17 protein-coding genes are annotated in these 16774 nt (G+C 35.4%); 7 read left to right on the forward strand and 10 right to left on the reverse strand.

Going from position 1 to position 16774, the window contains the following annotated elements; translation table 11 throughout:
- The first annotated feature begins 98 nt into the window (after nt 1-98).
- Nucleotides 99-1094: a tRNA dihydrouridine synthase DusB gene (gene dusB / locus EK417_RS15095; protein ID WP_076595816.1), complete on the forward strand. Its 996-nt coding sequence runs from the start codon at nt 99-101 to the stop codon at nt 1092-1094.
- A gap of 51 nt (nt 1095-1145) precedes the next feature.
- Here dusB and deoC read toward each other — a convergent pair whose 3' ends face one another.
- From deoC to EK417_RS15120, 5 genes are all read right to left on the reverse strand, one after another.
- Nucleotides 1146-1889: a deoxyribose-phosphate aldolase gene (gene deoC, locus EK417_RS15100; RefSeq protein WP_136522618.1), complete on the reverse strand. Its 744-nt coding sequence runs from the start codon at nt 1887-1889 to the stop codon at nt 1146-1148.
- Between the two features lie 4 nt (nt 1890-1893).
- The gene (locus EK417_RS15105) at nt 1894-2364 is read right to left on the reverse strand and encodes an Lrp/AsnC ligand binding domain-containing protein (RefSeq protein ID WP_002976659.1); all 471 of its coding nucleotides are present in this window, start codon (nt 2362-2364) and stop codon (nt 1894-1896) included.
- A gap of 29 nt (nt 2365-2393) precedes the next feature.
- Entirely contained in the window at nt 2394-3329 is a 936-nt protein-coding gene (locus EK417_RS15110; protein WP_110368010.1) for an endonuclease/exonuclease/phosphatase family protein, read from the reverse strand.
- A gap of 381 nt (nt 3330-3710) precedes the next feature.
- Complete coding sequence (trmD, locus tag EK417_RS15115; RefSeq protein WP_076595813.1) at nt 3711-4382, reverse strand: tRNA (guanosine(37)-N1)-methyltransferase TrmD; 672 nt, start codon at nt 4380-4382, stop codon at nt 3711-3713.
- Nucleotides 4379-5641: an NAD(P)/FAD-dependent oxidoreductase gene (locus tag EK417_RS15120; protein WP_076595812.1), complete on the reverse strand. Its 1263-nt coding sequence runs from the start codon at nt 5639-5641 to the stop codon at nt 4379-4381. Before EK417_RS15120 ends, trmD begins: the two co-directional genes overlap by 4 nt.
- Nucleotides 5642-5707: 66 nt before the next feature.
- On the opposite strand from EK417_RS15120, the gene EK417_RS15125 reads away from it, so the two are divergent.
- Entirely contained in the window at nt 5708-6571 is an 864-nt protein-coding gene (locus EK417_RS15125) for a glycoside hydrolase family 25 protein (RefSeq protein WP_076595811.1), read from the forward strand.
- A 23-nt stretch (nt 6572-6594) separates the two neighbouring features.
- On the opposite strand, the gene EK417_RS21150 is transcribed toward EK417_RS15125, so the two are convergent.
- The 3 genes from EK417_RS21150 to EK417_RS15135 all read right to left on the reverse strand — a co-directional run bounded on the left by EK417_RS21150 (nt 6595) and on the right by EK417_RS15135 (nt 7794).
- Nucleotides 6595-6762, reverse strand: coding sequence for a hypothetical protein (locus tag EK417_RS21150; protein WP_168802004.1), 168 nt, complete (start codon nt 6760-6762; stop codon nt 6595-6597).
- A 171-nt stretch (nt 6763-6933) separates the two neighbouring features.
- Nucleotides 6934-7140 (reverse strand): carboxypeptidase-like regulatory domain-containing protein, encoded by a 207-nt coding sequence (locus EK417_RS15130; protein WP_136522619.1) that lies wholly within the window; start codon nt 7138-7140, stop codon nt 6934-6936.
- A 141-nt stretch (nt 7141-7281) separates the two neighbouring features.
- On the reverse strand, nt 7282-7794 hold the full coding sequence (locus tag EK417_RS15135; protein WP_110368008.1) for a 5' nucleotidase, NT5C type: 513 nt from the start codon (nt 7792-7794) through the stop codon (nt 7282-7284).
- Between the two features lie 216 nt (nt 7795-8010).
- Here EK417_RS15135 and EK417_RS15140 point away from each other — a divergent pair, with 216 nt between their 5' ends.
- Nucleotides 8011-9903 (forward strand): ABC-F family ATP-binding cassette domain-containing protein, encoded by a 1893-nt coding sequence (locus EK417_RS15140; RefSeq protein WP_136522620.1) that lies wholly within the window; start codon nt 8011-8013, stop codon nt 9901-9903.
- A gap of 161 nt (nt 9904-10064) precedes the next feature.
- On the opposite strand, the gene EK417_RS15145 is transcribed toward EK417_RS15140, so the two are convergent.
- Nucleotides 10065-11120, reverse strand: a complete 1056-nt coding sequence (locus tag EK417_RS15145; RefSeq protein ID WP_136522621.1) for a Gfo/Idh/MocA family oxidoreductase — start codon at nt 11118-11120, stop codon at nt 10065-10067.
- A 181-nt stretch (nt 11121-11301) separates the two neighbouring features.
- Here EK417_RS15145 and EK417_RS15150 point away from each other — a divergent pair, with 181 nt between their 5' ends.
- The 3 genes from EK417_RS15150 (at nt 11302) to EK417_RS15160 (ending at nt 15054) form a co-directional block, all read left to right on the forward strand.
- Nucleotides 11302-13587, forward strand: a complete 2286-nt coding sequence (locus EK417_RS15150; RefSeq protein WP_136522622.1) for a TonB-dependent siderophore receptor — start codon at nt 11302-11304, stop codon at nt 13585-13587.
- A gap of 93 nt (nt 13588-13680) precedes the next feature.
- Nucleotides 13681-14196 (forward strand): hypothetical protein, encoded by a 516-nt coding sequence (locus EK417_RS15155; protein WP_076595806.1) that lies wholly within the window; start codon nt 13681-13683, stop codon nt 14194-14196.
- Nucleotides 14197-14463: 267 nt separating this feature from the next.
- On the forward strand, nt 14464-15054 hold the full coding sequence (locus EK417_RS15160; protein ID WP_076595805.1) for a hypothetical protein: 591 nt from the start codon (nt 14464-14466) through the stop codon (nt 15052-15054).
- Nucleotides 15055-15150: 96 nt separating this feature from the next.
- Here the strand turns inward: EK417_RS15160 and EK417_RS15165 are convergent, their stop codons facing one another.
- Nucleotides 15151-15786, reverse strand: a complete 636-nt coding sequence (locus EK417_RS15165; RefSeq protein WP_076595804.1) for a peroxiredoxin — start codon at nt 15784-15786, stop codon at nt 15151-15153.
- A 94-nt stretch (nt 15787-15880) separates the two neighbouring features.
- On the opposite strand from EK417_RS15165, the gene EK417_RS15170 reads away from it, so the two are divergent.
- A complete protein-coding gene (locus EK417_RS15170; RefSeq protein ID WP_076595803.1) occupies nt 15881-16765 on the forward strand; it encodes a mechanosensitive ion channel family protein in 885 nt (294 codons plus the stop codon).
- Nucleotides 16766-16774: the final 9 nt, after the last annotated feature.

Here is a 16774-nt window from a genome sequence, read left to right on the forward strand (position 1 = left end):
AATTCTTTTTCTATGCTCAAATTTCTAAACAAAACAATCATTTATACCGATAGATAATATCATATTTCTGAATGTTCAGAATTTCGTAAATTTGCACCATGATAAAAATAGGCAACATAGAACTGCCGGAATTTCCACTTTTGCTGGCTCCAATGGAAGACGTAAGTGATCCTCCGTTCAGACGTTTGTGTAAAATGCATGGTGCAGATTTAATGTATTCGGAGTTTATTTCTTCCGAAGGGTTGATTCGTGACGCTATCAAAAGTCGTAAAAAGCTGGATATTTTCGATTATGAAAGACCCGTTGGAATACAGATATTTGGTGGAGACGAAGAAGCAATGGCTATGTCTGCAAGAATTGTTGAAACCGTAAATCCGGATCTGGTAGATATCAATTTTGGATGTCCTGTAAAAAAAGTTGTCTGCAAAGGAGCAGGAGCTGGTGTTCTGAAAGATATCGACCTTATGGTACGTCTTACAAAAGCTGTTGTAAGCTCTACTCACCTTCCTGTCACGGTAAAAACCCGTCTGGGATGGGACAGCACCAGCATTAATATTGATGAAGTAGCAGAACGCCTGCAGGAAACAGGAATTAAAGCTCTTACCATCCATGCAAGAACCCGTGCTCAAATGTATAAGGGTGAGGCAGACTGGGAACATATTTCAAGAATTAAACAAAATCCTAATATTGAGATTCCCATTTTTGGAAATGGTGATATAGATTCTGCTGAAAAAGCTTTAGACTACAAGCAAAAGTATGCATGTGACGGTATTATGATCGGGCGTGCTGCTATTGGATATCCATGGATATTCAATGAAATCAAACACTTCTTTAAAACAGGAGAACATTTACCTGAACCAACAATTTCAGATCGGTTACTGGCTGTTCGTCAACATGCAGAATGGAGTACTGAATGGAAAGGAGAAAGATTAGGGTTGGTAGAAATGAGACAACATTACAGCAACTATTTCCGTGGAATTCCTCATTTCAAGGAATTCAGAAAAAAATTCCTGGAAGTTTTCACTATGGAAGAAATGGACAGCTTAATTAAAGAAACCCAACAGTTCTACGAAGAATATCAGGCACAGCTATAAAAATAAAACCATCAGCAAAACTGATGGTTTTTTATTATTTAGAATCTAATATTAATATCCTTCTGATGAAGATTCGTTTTTAATTAATCCCAGCGCTGAAGAAGTTCCAATTCTTTTAACTCCCATTTTGATCATTTTCTCAGCATCTTCCGGAGTTCTCACTCCTCCGGCTGCTTTTACAGGAAGTCTGCCAGCATTGCTGAGCATAATTGCTATTCCTTCAAAGGTTGCTCCGTTAGGCTTTCCTTCTGCAGTCTGATAAAATCCTGTAGATGATTTGACAAAAATTTTCGACAACTCATTTTCAGAAAAATTTTCTTCTGCCCAGGTAGAAATCTTTTTAGTAAGATCTGCAATCTGTTCATCAGTTAATGCAGCAATTTCAATAATCCATTTTGCAACTTTTTGATGCTCAAGAGATAATTGGGTACATTTTACAAATTCTTCTTTTACCAGTTCTATACTTCCTTGTAAATAAGCCGTATAATTAATCACAAAATCTAATTCATCTGCTCCGTCTTCTATTGCTTTTGAAGCTTCTGCAAGTTTCTCATCAACAGAATACGTTCCTTCGTGGAAACCTATCACAGTTCCTACTACAACATTTGAATTTCTTTCCTGAATATATTTCCTGATCTCAGCTACGTAATCCGGTCGAATCATTACGGCAAAAATACCATTGTCTATTGCTTCCTGCGTAAGTTCTTTATCTTTTTGAAGTGTTTCTTCGTGGGAAATACCTGATTGCTCTGGAGTTTTCAGGTAAGTTGAATCCAAATATTGGGCTATGTTCATATTGTTATACTTTCAATTGTCTGTAAATACCTTGTTCTAAAGATATAAAAGTTTCTGTTCTTGTTACTCCCTTCAGCTTTTGAAGCTTGCTAAGAATCTGCATTAAGTGATCATTGTCTTTACAAAGCACTTTCAGGAAAATAGTGTAATTTCCTGTAGTATAGTGGGCCTCCACTACTTCGTTGATATCATGCAAAGACTTTACCACTTCCGGATAATGGCTTGGCTGGTCTAAAAATACACCAATGTAGGAAATCACTTTGTATCCAATTTTCTTAGGATTAAGAAATGATATTGAATTTTCAATAACTCCTGCATGTTCGAGTTTTTTGATTCTTTGATGCACTGCAGTGGTGGAAATTCCAACATTTTTTGAAATGTGGGCTAAAGAAGTTTTAGCATTATCCATCAACATGTAGATGATTTCTTTGTCAATAGAATCTAAATGGTAGCTTGTGTTGCTCGAATTTTTCATTTTCTACTTTTTTTATTATTTATGTTTTTTTACTGTAAATTTTTAAATTTTACAAAAACCGGAAAATGATCGCTATATCCGCCTAAATACCGTGTACCAGCATAAGTTCGGAATGGCCGTCCTTCAAAATTTCTGGTTCTGCTGCTAATTTTTTCAGAATTGAATATATGAGCATCCTGAAAAACCAGCGTCTTATTATCAAGCAAAGATCTTGACATAATGATCTGATCATACAGCAATCCAGATTTATAATGAAAAGTAGAATAATTTCTTGTGGAAAACAATTGCTGAAAAGGGTTCATTAAAGCCTTCTCATCGTCATTGTCATAGAGAATTTGTACTAAATTTTCATCATCCGGGTTTTCGTTAAAATCACCACACAATATAACATGCTCTTTATCAGCATTTACAATTTTTATAATCCGTTGCCGTACTTCATTCAATATAAAGGTTCTTTTAGGTTTATTGATATCTTTTTCGCGCTTAGAGGGAAGATGGGCGATAAAGACATTAATAATTTCCCCTTTATATTTTATTTTTGAAAAAAGTACGTCTCTGGTTGTGTCGTAATTTTCTGTGTTTTTATTTACTATTTCAAAAAAGAAAGTAATGGTTTCCGAATCTATTACCTCTACTTTATTTTTATCATATAACATGGCTACATCCACTTTTCTTTCGTCCATAGAATTGTAATGTACAATTCCGTATTCCGAATTAAAGGGCTCCATCTCCACAAGATCTTCCAAAACTTTCCTTCCGGAAACTTCAGATAATCCTATTACAAATGGCAGTACACCATTATCCTCCTTCATCAACTGAAATACATGTGAGATCTTGAAGAGCTTATTTCTGTATCTCTTTTCATCCCAATTCCTTAATCCTGACCGGGTAGGATCTAATTTGTGGACAGGTTTCGGATCGGGTAAAAATAAATTTTCAACATTATAAAAAGAGAACAGCTCCATCTACACTAATTTCTATACTTTTAATTTATTATGTTCTTTTTACTTTAAGATGTAAATTTATTCTTTTTTTTCAAATTTTCGTGATTTACTTCTAAAACAGTAAATCGATTTCCAATAAAAAACAATTCAAATATAGTAAAAAATACTAATGAAATAAGTTAATATGAATTAATTTTTCAATCATCCTGTAGTTCTGATATATTTATCAAAATTGAGACAATACGCAAAATCCGGGATAATAGAAATAAATTCTCAAGTTAAAACCAAAAAAATTAATATTTTTCACTATTATTAAAAATGAAACAAAAATTATTCCATTTATCTATAACGAATGGAATTAAATATGAAACCCGAAAAAAGATAAGTTCTGACAATTTTCGATTACAATAAATCGGGACGTTTTTCCTTTGTTATTCTTACAGCTTCGTCATGCCGCCATTCTTCGATTTTTCCAAAATTTCCGCTCAGCAAGATCTTGGGAACATCCAGGCCTTTATAGCTTTCAGGCCTTGTATAGATGGGTGGTGAAAGAAGATCGTCCTGAAAACTGTCTGTTAAAGCGCTCTGTTCATCATTCAAAACTCCGGGAAGCAATCTGATAATTGAGTCTGCCAAAACACAGGCTGCGAGTTCTCCCCCGGTAAGAACGTAATCTCCGATTGAAATTTCTTTTGTAATATGAAGATCTCTTACTCTTTGGTCTATTCCTTTGTAGTGGCCGCAAAGAAAGATGAGATTTTCTTTGATGGAAAGTGAATTGGCAATTTTCTGATTCAAAGTAACGCCATCCGGTGTCAGATAAATGACTTCATCATAATTCCGTTGAGATTTAAGCTCTGAAATACATTTATCCAGCGGTTCTACCATCATTACCATTCCTGCTCCGCCCCCGTAAGGTTCATCATCAATTTGTCTGTGCTTATTGATTGCCCAGTCTCTCAAATGGTGAAAATGTACTTCTACCAGCCCTTTATCCATCGCTCTTTTCAAAATAGAAGTTTTGAAAGGACTTTCCATCAATTCCGGAAGTACGCTTATTATGTCAATTCTCATTGTAATGTTCCGTTTTTCTTAGTAGGTATAATAATTAATCTTAAAGAAGAATCTTTGTTGATATAACTCCACATCCAGTTGAAGAATATGGCCAGCTTATTTCGAACGCTCAAAATTAGCATTAAATGGAGAAACATCCAGAAATACCATGCCAGAAATCCCTGAAATTTTATAAACGGCAGATCAACAACAGCTCTGTGCTTCCCAATAGTCGCTAATGAGCCTTTATCATCATACTCGTATTCTTTCCATTCTTCCAGGCTTTTCTTTAAAATATTTTTCCCTAAATTTTTTCCCTGATTAATGGCTACGTTAGCTACCTGAGGATGCCCCTGTGGATATTTTGGTGTTTCCATATAGGCAATATCTCCGATGGCATAAATATTATCGTAACCCTGTATTTTATTATATCGATCTACAATATATCTGTTTCTTACTAATTTTTCTTCCGGAAAACCTCCTACTACATTTCCGGTAACGCCGGCTGCCCAGATCACATTGTTGGATGGTATTTCTTTTCCGCTTCTGAGATGCACTTTGTCACCATCATAATCTGTTACCACTTCTCCGCTCAAAAAAGTAACACCTAGATCTTTCAGATATTTCTCAGATTTTTCCTGGGCCTCGCTGCTCATTACAGCAAGGGGTTTTTCTGTGGAGCTTACCAGGATAATCTTCAGATGATCAAAGTTCATGTAAGGATAATCTCTTGGAAGAATGTCTTTTTTCATTTCAGCAAAAGCTCCCGCCAGTTCTACTCCGGTAGGACCGCTTCCAACGATCACAATATTCCAGTTTCCGTCATCGCTGCGGCTTTTTTCAATAATCAGTTTTTCAAAGGTCATCAGAACATGATTTCTGATACTGATGGCTTCCTGGGTATTTTTCATTCCGAAAGCTTTTCCTTCCAGATCTTTGTTTCCGAAAAAATTAGTTTTACAGCCCGTTGCAATGATGAGTTTATCGTAAGTAAATTCTGCTTCGTCGGTAATGACTTTATTGTTGGCAGGGTCTATTTCCTTCACCTCAGTCATACGGAACTGTGTGTTTCTGGATTGCTGAAAAATCTTTCTGAAGGGAAAAGAAATGTTGGAAGGTTCTATCCTTCCTGAGGCTACCTGATAAAAAAGCGGCTGAAACATATGGTGGTTCATCCGGTCGAGAACAATGACCTTTTTGTTCTTGTTATTCAATGTTTTTGCAAGCTGCAGCCCCGCAAATCCTCCTCCAATAATGATGATTTTTTCGCGTGTTTCCATAATACACAAATTTACTGATTTTATTTTAGCATTTGGCAGTGAAAAAAGTTAGTTTTGCAAAACTTTATGACACCAAAAAAGTATACCAAAAAAACTGCCAAACAAGTCCATAAATCGCGACGGAAGAAGTATTTTTTCCGGAGATGGGTCATATTGGCGATTTTAATGATAGCATTAGTGGGAACAGGGCTTTACTTAAAACAGTCCGTCAGTTATTACTATGCCTTGTACTTTAATAAATTTAAGCATAAAAAGCTTCATAACAGTGAAAAAGAGGCGGCAAGAATTCAAAGGATATTAGCCAGCAATCTTGACAAAACCTATGGCTTTGATGTTTCGCATTATCAGAACCGGGAAGATATCAAATGGGATAGCCTCAGCATCGGAAATAAAACGATTCCGCTGGAATTTGTTGTGATGCGTGCAACAATGGGAAACCGGAGTGCCGACAAGCATTTTGATGAATTCTGGGAAAGTGCCAAAAAACATGAGCTTATCAGGGGAGCCTATCATTTTTACAGAGCTGATGAAGATCCTGTGATCCAGGCTAATAATTTTTTAGAGAATGTGAAACTTGAAAGCGGAGATCTTCCTCCGATTCTTGATATTGAAAAAATTCCAAAGCGTAAAACCAACAAAAAACTGGTTGAAGACCTGAAAGTATGGTGTAAAATTGTAGAAGACGCTTATGGTGAAAAGCCCATCATCTACACCTACTACCATTATTATAAAGATTTTCTGAAAGGGGAATTTGAAGGCTACCCTTTATGGCTTGCCAATTACAATGATGTTCCGTCTCCTTCGCCTGATGATGAATGGGACTTCTGGCAATTTACAGAAAACGGAATTGTTCATGGCATTAATGCAAAAGTAGATCTGGATGTTTACAATGGAAGTTCGTGGTCATTAAAAAGACTGACACTGGATTAAATAGCTAGAAAACACATGATGTATTAATCATATTTATTCGGATTATTGTCTCCGTTTTCATCCATTTTCACATCAATATTAATGGCTGGTACGGCAATAGTCATTTTTTGCCAGTCACCATAAAATTCTCTTATCAATCCGGTTCTGAACAAAGCAGCACTGATTTTAATTCTGCCATCAAAATATTTCAAACACTTTTCGTTTTGGCATTGACTCCCCAGTTTTTATCGATTAGTTTTTTAGGTTTAATTGTAACCTCTTTAATATTTTGAGTTTTTCCATTTAAAAATATTTTCTGCTGATCATACTTTTAAAATTCTGTATTTTTTCCTGATAAGGATCATATCCCGGTACTTCTATTTTTATTTTCTGCCGCGGACCTGTATTGGAAAGATCAATTGAAAATTTCCTTTTTCATCAGAGATCGTTGCTATTGATTTTTTTTCAATTCCAATTTTCACATAAGGAATCGGCTCATTTTCATTTTTAGAAATAATGGTTCCGGAAATAACCTGTGCTTTAAGGCCATAGAAGAAATAAAAAAAAAATAAAGCGTACAATATTTTCATGTTAAAAGTTTGAAGCAAACTTATTTATTTTTAATACGTCACACTCTCAATACTTTATTAAATTTATTCTACGTTTTATTAGAATTACTTTAAAAATTACCAGAATTTTTATAATGACGCTAAGAAGAATTTTAACACATATTAAAGGATATTCATAACCTCTTCCCATGAATGAACTCTTTCATACGTATCATTTTCTATCAATTCATTATGAGGCTGGGTAAATATCAATCTCTGCCCTGAAAAATGATCTAAATTTTTAGGATAATCATCAATCATAACATCTCCGGCAACCACTTTTTTACTTCCACAAAGAACAATCTGTTCCCAGGTAATGAATGGAAAATGCTCTGCCAGCCAGTCATACTTTTCTCTTAAGCTGTTGGGAAACTCCATTCCGGCAGAGACAATATAGAGTTCATATTTATTATTCAGATATTCAATTGCCTCACGGCTTCCTTTCATTACAGGCAATGTTCTGAAAAAACCTACTTCATTCACGTGCTTTTTTCCATTGGGAAAAGACTCTATTTCAGGCTTACCCGCCAAATCACTGATTTCAATTTCTCTTCCTGTATCTCTTTTTTCAAATTGTACCAGCTGATGATATACATCTGCCATTACCCCGTCCATGTCGACAATTACTTTTTTCATTACTTCAATCAGATTTTGTATTATGTATTAGTATTTACAATGTACACTTCATTATGGTTAATCAAATTTACTGATTAGTTTTTTCAGACAAGGAACACAGTCTATTAAAAAATCATAAATATTCATTTTCATAAGAGAAGTTCCGGAAAGTTTTATGGTTACATTTTCGTATTTTTGCAGCTTAGTTAAAAATTAAAATCAAACTATTAATTCCCAATGAATTACGTTTCTGCAGAAAATCTTACCAAATCTTACGGCATCAAAGTTTTGTTTAAAAATATTTCTTTCCACATCAATGAAGGAGATAAAATAGCGATTGTTGCCAAAAACGGAAGTGGAAAATCTACGCTTCTGAAAATATTAATGGGTAAAGAAATTGCAGACAGCGGAACTGCGATCATTAACAAAGATATCCAGGTGGTATTATTTGACCAGGAAATCGACTTTGATCCTAAGCTCAGCATTGAAGAATTTATGATGACCCTTGATTCTGAGCCTATCCTCGCCCTTAAAAACTATCATCGATCACTTCATTCTACAGATAATGATTTTATTGAGAAAGCATTAGCTGATATGGAAGCTCATAAAGCCTGGGACCTGGAAAATGAAATGAAACAGATTCTTTCCCAGCTTAAGATCACTGATCTGGATGCCAAAATGGGAACTCTTTCCGGAGGACAGATCAAACGTGTAGCATTGGCTAAACTTTTAACAGAAACAAGAGCTGAACACAGACATACCCTTCTTATCATGGACGAACCTACCAACCACCTGGATGTGGATATGGTAGAATGGCTTGAAAATTATCTGAACAAAGCAAAAATCACTTTATTGCTTGTAACTCACGACCGATATTTCCTTGACAGTGTTTGTGATATTATCTGGGAAATGGAGGATCAGAATCTTTACGTTCACAACGGTTCGTATGCCACTTATCTGGAGAACAAGATGATTCGTGAGGAGAATCTTAATGCTACAATTGACAAGGCCAACAACCTTTACAGAAAGGAGCTGGAGTGGATGCGAAGACAGCCAAAAGCAAGAACCACAAAATCAAAAAGCAGAATTGACGCTTTCTACGAAACGGAAAAAGTTGCCAAAACCGATACCAGAAAGGACGGACTGGAACTGGATTTTGAGATGAAGCGTCTGGGAAATAAAATTCTTGAACTCAAAAATATTGACAAGAGCTTTGGACCGAAAGTTCTTTTAAAGGATTTCAGCTACCAGTTTCAGCGTGGAGAAAAAGTGGGAATCATTGGAAAAAACGGAGCAGGAAAATCTACTCTTCTCAATATCATTCAAGGGCTTGAAAAAGCGGATAAAGGAGAAATTGAAACAGGAGAAACGATTTCTTTCGGTTATTTTGCTCAGAAAGGCCTTAGCTATAAAGAGGATGAACGTGTAATTGATTTCATCAAGGAGATTGCAGAATTTTATCCTTTAGCAAATGGAAGAAGTTTATCTGCATCACAGTTCTTAAGATTGTTTTTATTTGACGATCAGACTCAGTACTCTCCTATTTCTAAACTTTCAGGTGGTGAAAAGAGAAGACTTCATCTGATGTATATTTTGTATCAGAATCCTAACTTCCTGATTTTTGATGAGCCTACCAATGATCTTGATCTTCCAACATTAACTGTTCTTGAAAACTTCCTTCAGCAATTTCAGGGATCTTTGATTATCGTTTCCCATGACAGGTATTTCATGGACAGAATTGTAGATCATGTAATGGCTTTTGAGGGTAATGGAAAAATCCGGGATTTTGTAGGGAATTTCTCAGAATACAGAGAAGCCAGAAGCCGTGAAGAAGCATTGGAAAAAAATGCAGCGGTAAAACCTGAGCCTGTAAAAGAAGTAATTTCTTCAACAGAGAATATCCAGTCTTCGAATTCTAAAAGAAAGCTCACTTTTAAAGAACAAAGAGAACTGGAAACCATTGAAAAAGAAATGCCTGAACTGGAAGAACAACGTGCTAAAATTCTGGATAAGCTCAACAATGAAGCTGATTACGAAAAGATAGCCACTCTTTCTTCTGAGCTGGAAACGGTTTCAGAAAAACTGGAGAACCACGAAATGAGATGGCTGGAACTTCAGGAAATCCTTTAATAATGATGAGTTAAAAATGATGAATTATGAACGAATTCAAAGAGTTGGAGAGTTTGAGGGTTTGAGGGTTTGAGGGTAAATGAGTTGAAAATTTATAATCACAACTACGATCAACCTTAAACCTTAAACTTTGAATTCGTTCATAATTCATGACTCACCATTTATAATTGAATAATTCTTCCTTCTTTTGCACTTTCAAGAGAAGCATCAATGATTTTCATATTCTGAATAACTTCTTTTCCGGGAGATGGTAAAGCATATCCAAAAACAATATGTTCATAAATCTGCTGGTAATAATCCATATAATTTCCGGGTTCGCTAGAGGTAAGAATTCTTTCTGTTTCAGAATCATCATTCAGAAAGTTTAAAATTCCGTCCGGTTCTTTTAGCGGCTGCGTCCATTCTTTAGCATATTCAGGAACAGCACCAGCCACCAGCTCATTTTCCTGATTATCGGTTCTTTCCTGTAAGAAAGTTCCTCTGTCCCCATGAATTGCGTAGGCATAATGCCCTTCTTTACTGAAAACAGAAGATTTCAGTCTTACTCTCAGATTATTTTTATAGAATAACAGAATTTCAAAATAATCGTTAGCGAAGTCAGTTCCTTTCATAGAAAATACATCTGCAAAAAGTTTTTCAGGGTATCCAAAAAATTGTACCGCCTGATCTACAAGATGTGCTCCCAGATCGTGAAGAGATCCTGATCCCGCCTGATCAGGACTTTCTTTATGCTTTTTTCCACTGGCAGTGGTACGGAATCTGTCAAAACGGATTTCAACTTCTTTAATATTCCCTAGTTTCTTATCATTCAGAATTTTTTGAACCTGTAATAAATCCCGGTCGAATCTTCTGTTTTGATATACACTTAAAAACAATCCTTTTTCTTCTGCCAATTGTACCAGCTCTTCTGCTTCAGAAACATTTACAGTAAAGGGTTTTTCCACAATAATATTTTTTCCTGCTTCCAGTGCTTTTTTCGCGTACTCATAATGGGTCTGAACCGGAGTATTGATGATTACCAATTCCACATCAGCATGCTGAAGCATTTCTTCCACGGAACGGTAGATGGTTGCTTCGGGATATTTCTCCTTTGATTCCTCCTTACTTCTTTCCACCACAGCAGACATAAAAAATCCCGGATGTTCCTTCAAAAAAGGAGCATGGAATACTTTCCCACTCATTCCAAAGGCACAAAGCCCTGCTTTTACCAATTGCATATTATAATTTTTAACAAATATATTGATAAAAACTTCTCTATTCCCCAGTCTAAAGGAGGTATAGAAATAATTCATCCCATCAACTCTTAAAATATGATTTAAATCATAAAATTATTTTTATCTATTCTAAACAAATACTTACATTTGCGCCTTATTTAAAACTGTTCTATATAAAAATAAAATGAAAAGACAATTACTTTCTTTAGGCCTTCTATTGATCGCAGCTTCGGCAAGTTCACAGCTGAAAAATGCTGAAGCAGATACAATCAGAACTCAGACTATTGAAGATATCAACCTTCATAAAACAGGAAATCCTAACCAGGCAAGACCCTTATCGACAAAATCAAACCTGACGATAATGGAAACCCCTCAGCCCATTGCTATTGTAACCCACGAAATTATTGAGCAGCAACAGGCAAAACAATTGAGTGATGTTCTTCAGAATGTAAATGGTTTGTACATCACTTCATCCAGAGGAAATTCTCAGGACAGCTTTGGTGGGCGTGGTTTCATTTTAGGAAATGATAATATTTTTAAAAATGGTTCAAGAGTAAACAGTGGTGTTTTCCCTGAAGTAAGTGGTCTGGAAAGAGTAGAAGTTTTAAAGGGAGCCAATGCGATGCTTTTTGGGAATACAGCAGCAGGGGGTGTTATCAATATGATTACCAAAAAACCCCGGTTCAATTTTGGTGGAAGCATAGGTTTAAATGGCGGAAGCTGGAATTCTTATAAACCGACTGTTGATATCTATGGTCCATTATCCAAAAATGCTGCTTTCAGAATAAATGGAGCCTATGAGCATGCTGAAAGTTTCAGAGATGTTGTAGAATCAGAGAAATATTATTTCAACCCTTCATTCTTATTTAATTTAAGTGATAAATCTCAGTTAATTGTTGAGGCAGATTATCTTAAAACTAATTTTACACCTGATTTCGGTCTTGGATCTATTACGGAAAAAGACCAAAGCTACAGATTGAATGATACCGTTTCCAGAAACACTTTCTTCGGAACTGACTGGCAATATCAAAATGTACAGCAGGCTTCTACAAATGTAACATTTAATCATCAATTTAATGAAAAATGGTCTCTGAACGCGGCTGCTTCATACCAAAACTATACTAAAGATTATTTCTCTTCTGAAAGAGTACAATGGATATATGATACCAAAGATACCACTGTAGATCCTAACAGATTATCATGGAAAAGACCTTTTGGAAAAACTTATAACGAACAAAATTATACTTCTGCACAAGTAAACATCAATGGAGAGTTCAATACAGGAAGAATCAGCCACAAAGTTTTAATTGGTGCAGATGCTGATTACAGCCAGTCAGATGCTTATGCCTATAATATTACAGCGCCCAAAAATCTCCTGTATTTAGATGACCCTTCAACATGGGGAAGTATTGATATGCCAAATTCTACCCTTAGCACAAGAAACAGAATCAACACAAGAAGAATCGGGATCTATGCACAGGATTTTATCAGCATAACAAAGCAACTAAAAGTAATTGCGGGACTAAGATGGTCTTATATAGAAAATATGCCTACGCTGACAACCCGTTTTACATTAAATGATAAAATTGAAGTAGCAAATTCTTCAACTTCTGACAATGCGTTTTCTCCAAAAGTAGGCTTGGTATATGCTCCTAATGAAAATCTTTCAGTGTTTGCAACCTATACGAATTCTTTTGCAGCAAATGCGGGGTATACTTCAGATCAATTTGGAACAGTAAATACCAACCAACCTGTTACAGATGTTCAAAATCAGTTAACTACTCTATCAAGACAAAGCATAAAGCCATCCACTGTTGATCAATACGAAATTGGTATTAAAAAGAATTTCTGGAACAATGCTTTAGCTGTTAACTTAACGGCTTACCAGATTATGTACAATAATTATTATCAAACATATTGGTTTGCTTCTGCTTCCAATGGAGCACCGGTAAATTCCACAGACACCAATCTTAAAGAATTTGCAGGAAATATGAGAAGCCGCGGTGTGGAACTGGACATTACAGGAAATCCTACAGAAAACTTATCTATAATCGGAGGTTTTTCTTATAACAACTCCGTTTATACTGATACTCCTGAAAAAGGATATATTGAAAACCAAAGACTGGTAAGAACACCGGCTACAACAGCAAATGCTTCTGTTTTCTATAAATTTACAAACTATGTAAAAGGGTTAAAAATCGGAGCTGGAATTTATTACATCGGAGACAGAATTGCCGGATGGAATGATACAAAATCTACCAATACCAGTAGAAATAATGTAAGCAGAATGTTTGATCTGAAAGATTACACAACTGTTTCCGTATCAGTAGGCTACGAGTGGAAAAAATTCTCCGTTCAGGGGAGAGTGGGAAACCTGTTTGATGTAGTAAACTATAACGTTCACGAGAATTATTCAGTGAATCCTATTACGCCTAGAAATTACTATTTCACATTAACATACAGACTTTAGAACTCTTTATATAATAATTCTTTATTAAAAGTGGAGATTGCATTTTTGCAGTTTCCACTTTTGAAATTTTAAACAAAAACAAAACAATAAGATATGGATAAGATTAAAGACACAAGAAGCTTCATGAGAATTACTCACCGTTATCTGGGATATTTCCTTGCCGGAATCATGGCTGTATATTCATTAAGTGGAATTCTTCTGGTATACAGAGACACTGATTTTCTGAAAAGCGAAAAGAAATATGAAAAAAACATAGCGCCCAATCTTTCTGAAAAAGAATTGAAAAAAGAACTGAAAATGAAAGGTCTGGAAGTTGAAAAAACAGAAGGAAGCGTTCTTTATTTTAAACAGGGAACTTATGACAGCGCAACCGGAAAAGCCAAGTACACTAAAAAGGAACTACCTTTCGTATTGGATAAAATGGTTTCTCTTCACAAATCACAATCAAAAGATGCTATATCTCCCTTAAGCGTATTCTTTGGAGTTTCCCTTTTCTTTTTTGTAATATCAAGTTTCTGGATGTTTAATCCCAAGACAAAAGCATTCAAACGCGGAATCAAGTTTACCATTGCCGGACTTATCATTTCCGTGATTCTTTTATTTATTTAATATAATAAGAGGTCTACGAAAAGAAAAAACAACAATTTGGAATATTAACAACATGACATCTACTTTTACCATTTCCATTCCAAAAGACCAGTTTCATTTCATTTATGATTACGATATCCTCAGGTATTATGTTAAAAAGTTAAATTATATCTTACTGATAACGTTAACGTTTATTTAGAAAAATTACGTAAAATTAAGAGTCTGGCACATTTATTGTTTTTTCTGTAATTCGTGAATAATAACATTTAATTATTAAAATAATAAATTATGAAAAAACTTATTTTAACAGGGATATTAGCCGTAGCAGGCTTAACAGCAACTGCCAACGCTCAGATTCAAAAAGGTAATTGGATGGTAGGAAGTAGCATCGTTGCAAGTAATTTTGGTTTAAATACAGGTGGTGGATACAACATTTCACTACAGCCAAAAGCAGCTTATTTTATTCAAGATAATGTAGCAGTTGGGGGATATGTAGATTTAGGATTTAATAAAGTAACAAATGGATCACCTACCAATTTTGTTTATAAAGTTGGTGCTCTAGGGAGATATTATGTTTCTCCAGGAGAAAAAGGAGTAGATAATCTATTACACCATGGAAGATGGTTCTTCGAAGGTAACTTAGGTGTTGGAGGTACTTCTACTGAAGGTTCTAACTCTACAACTGGTTTAGATTTTGGAGCAGGACCTGGTTACTCATACTTCATTACTCCAAACATTGGTGTTGAAGGTTTAGTAAAATATAATGGTGTTGCAGGATTTGGTAGCGAGGGATTAACTTCTACTTTAACTTTCAACGTAGGATTTAGCATTTATTTACCAACTTCAAAAGGTAAGCAAATCATCAACGACGTTAAGTAATCACTGAAATACTTATAAAAAATGAAAGCGCCCCGGAAATAAATTCCGGGGCGCTTTTCGTACAAATTAAAACTAAACTATAAAAAATCAAATAAATCATGGATTAGGCTGGGGCGTGTATCTCAAATATGGTTTTATTTCCGTTACCCCTTTTGGGAACATTTTTCTTGCATCTTCTGTAGAAACGGTAGGCGGAATAATAACATCCTCACCATTTTCCCAATTAACAGGTGTGGCCACGCGATACTTATCCACCAACTGTAAAGAATCCAGCACCCTGAGGATTTCGTTAAAATTCCTTCCTGTAGAGGCCGGATAGGTAATAATCAGTCTTACTTTTTTTAAAGGATCAATAATCAAAAGAGAACGTACCGTAGCTGTAGCTGATGCATTGGGATGAATAAAATCATACAGTTCCGAAACTTTTCTGTCTTTATCAGCAATAATTGGAAACTTAACAGTGGTATTCTGAGTTTCATTAATATCTTTCACCCAGTTCTGATGGTCTTCTACCCCATCTACACTCAGAGCAATCACTTTTGTATCTCTGGCTTCAAATTCAGACTGCAATTTTGCGGTATACCCCAATTCTGTAGTACATACCGGCGTATAATCTGCAGGGTGCGAAAACAAAATCCCCCAGGAATCTCCAAGATAATTATAAAAATTAATATCACCTACTGACGACTCTGCCTGGAAGTTGGGTGCTGTATCTCCTAGTTTGATTGACATAATATTTCCTCTTTATAGTCTACAAATTTAGTAGACTTTTTGGAACTGGCAAATTTTTTGATGAAAATTTATATATTTAACTAAAATTTTATTCATGGAGAAAACCGGATTAAGGTATCTAGATGTTGTTTATAAGGTGTTGGAAAATTGGTACATCACATTCGCTGAACTTACCCCAAAGCTGATTGTTGGGATTTTAGTATTTACATTCTTCCTAATCAGCAGTAAATATTTAAGTAAAGGTGCTGTCAAATTATTTCACAAATTTTTCCCGAAAAGTCAAAAAGAGAGTTCATTAGTAACCTTAATCAGCATATTCAGATTTCTGATCATGCTAATGGGAACCTTTATTGCTCTTGAAATAATGGGTTTCAGCGGTTTTCTCTGGAAATTTATCGGAAGCTTAGGAGTTGCAGGGGTTATTGCTGGGGTTGCCCTGAAAGATCTTGTTTCTAGTATTTTCTCGGGAATGCTGATCGGAATCGATAAAGCATTTAAGGCAGGAGATTATATTACCATCGGAGCACACTCGGGAACAGTACAGGAAATTGGTTTTTTAACCACGAAAATTCTTACTGATGACGGAAAGAAAGCTTACATCCCCAATCAGGTTATTTTCAATGCTCCATTTTACAATATTACCGCTTCGCCACAACGCAGGGTTATTTTAAATTTTGAGATTCCTGCTGATGAAGATATCAGCAAAGCACAGAAAGGAATTCTTGATGTGGTTAAAAATCTTGATAATGTGGATAAGTTAGACACGGTAGAAGTAATTTTTACAGATTTGAAACAGGGATCATTTAATCTTCAGGTAAAGTTCTGGATAAAAGTAGGAGCTAATCTGGCTCAGATAAAAAGTAAGGCTTATCTGAACATTAAAGAGCGTTTTGATACTGATAAAATTCAGCTGGTGACTCCTACAAGCATCAGCATTACAGCAGGAGAAAATACCGTATCAGAAAATCTTGACAAATAAAAACCGCTT

Origin of the sequence: Chryseobacterium candidae (genome assembly GCF_004916905.1) — a bacterium.
GTDB lineage: Bacteria > Bacteroidota > Bacteroidia > Flavobacteriales > Weeksellaceae > Chryseobacterium > Chryseobacterium candidae.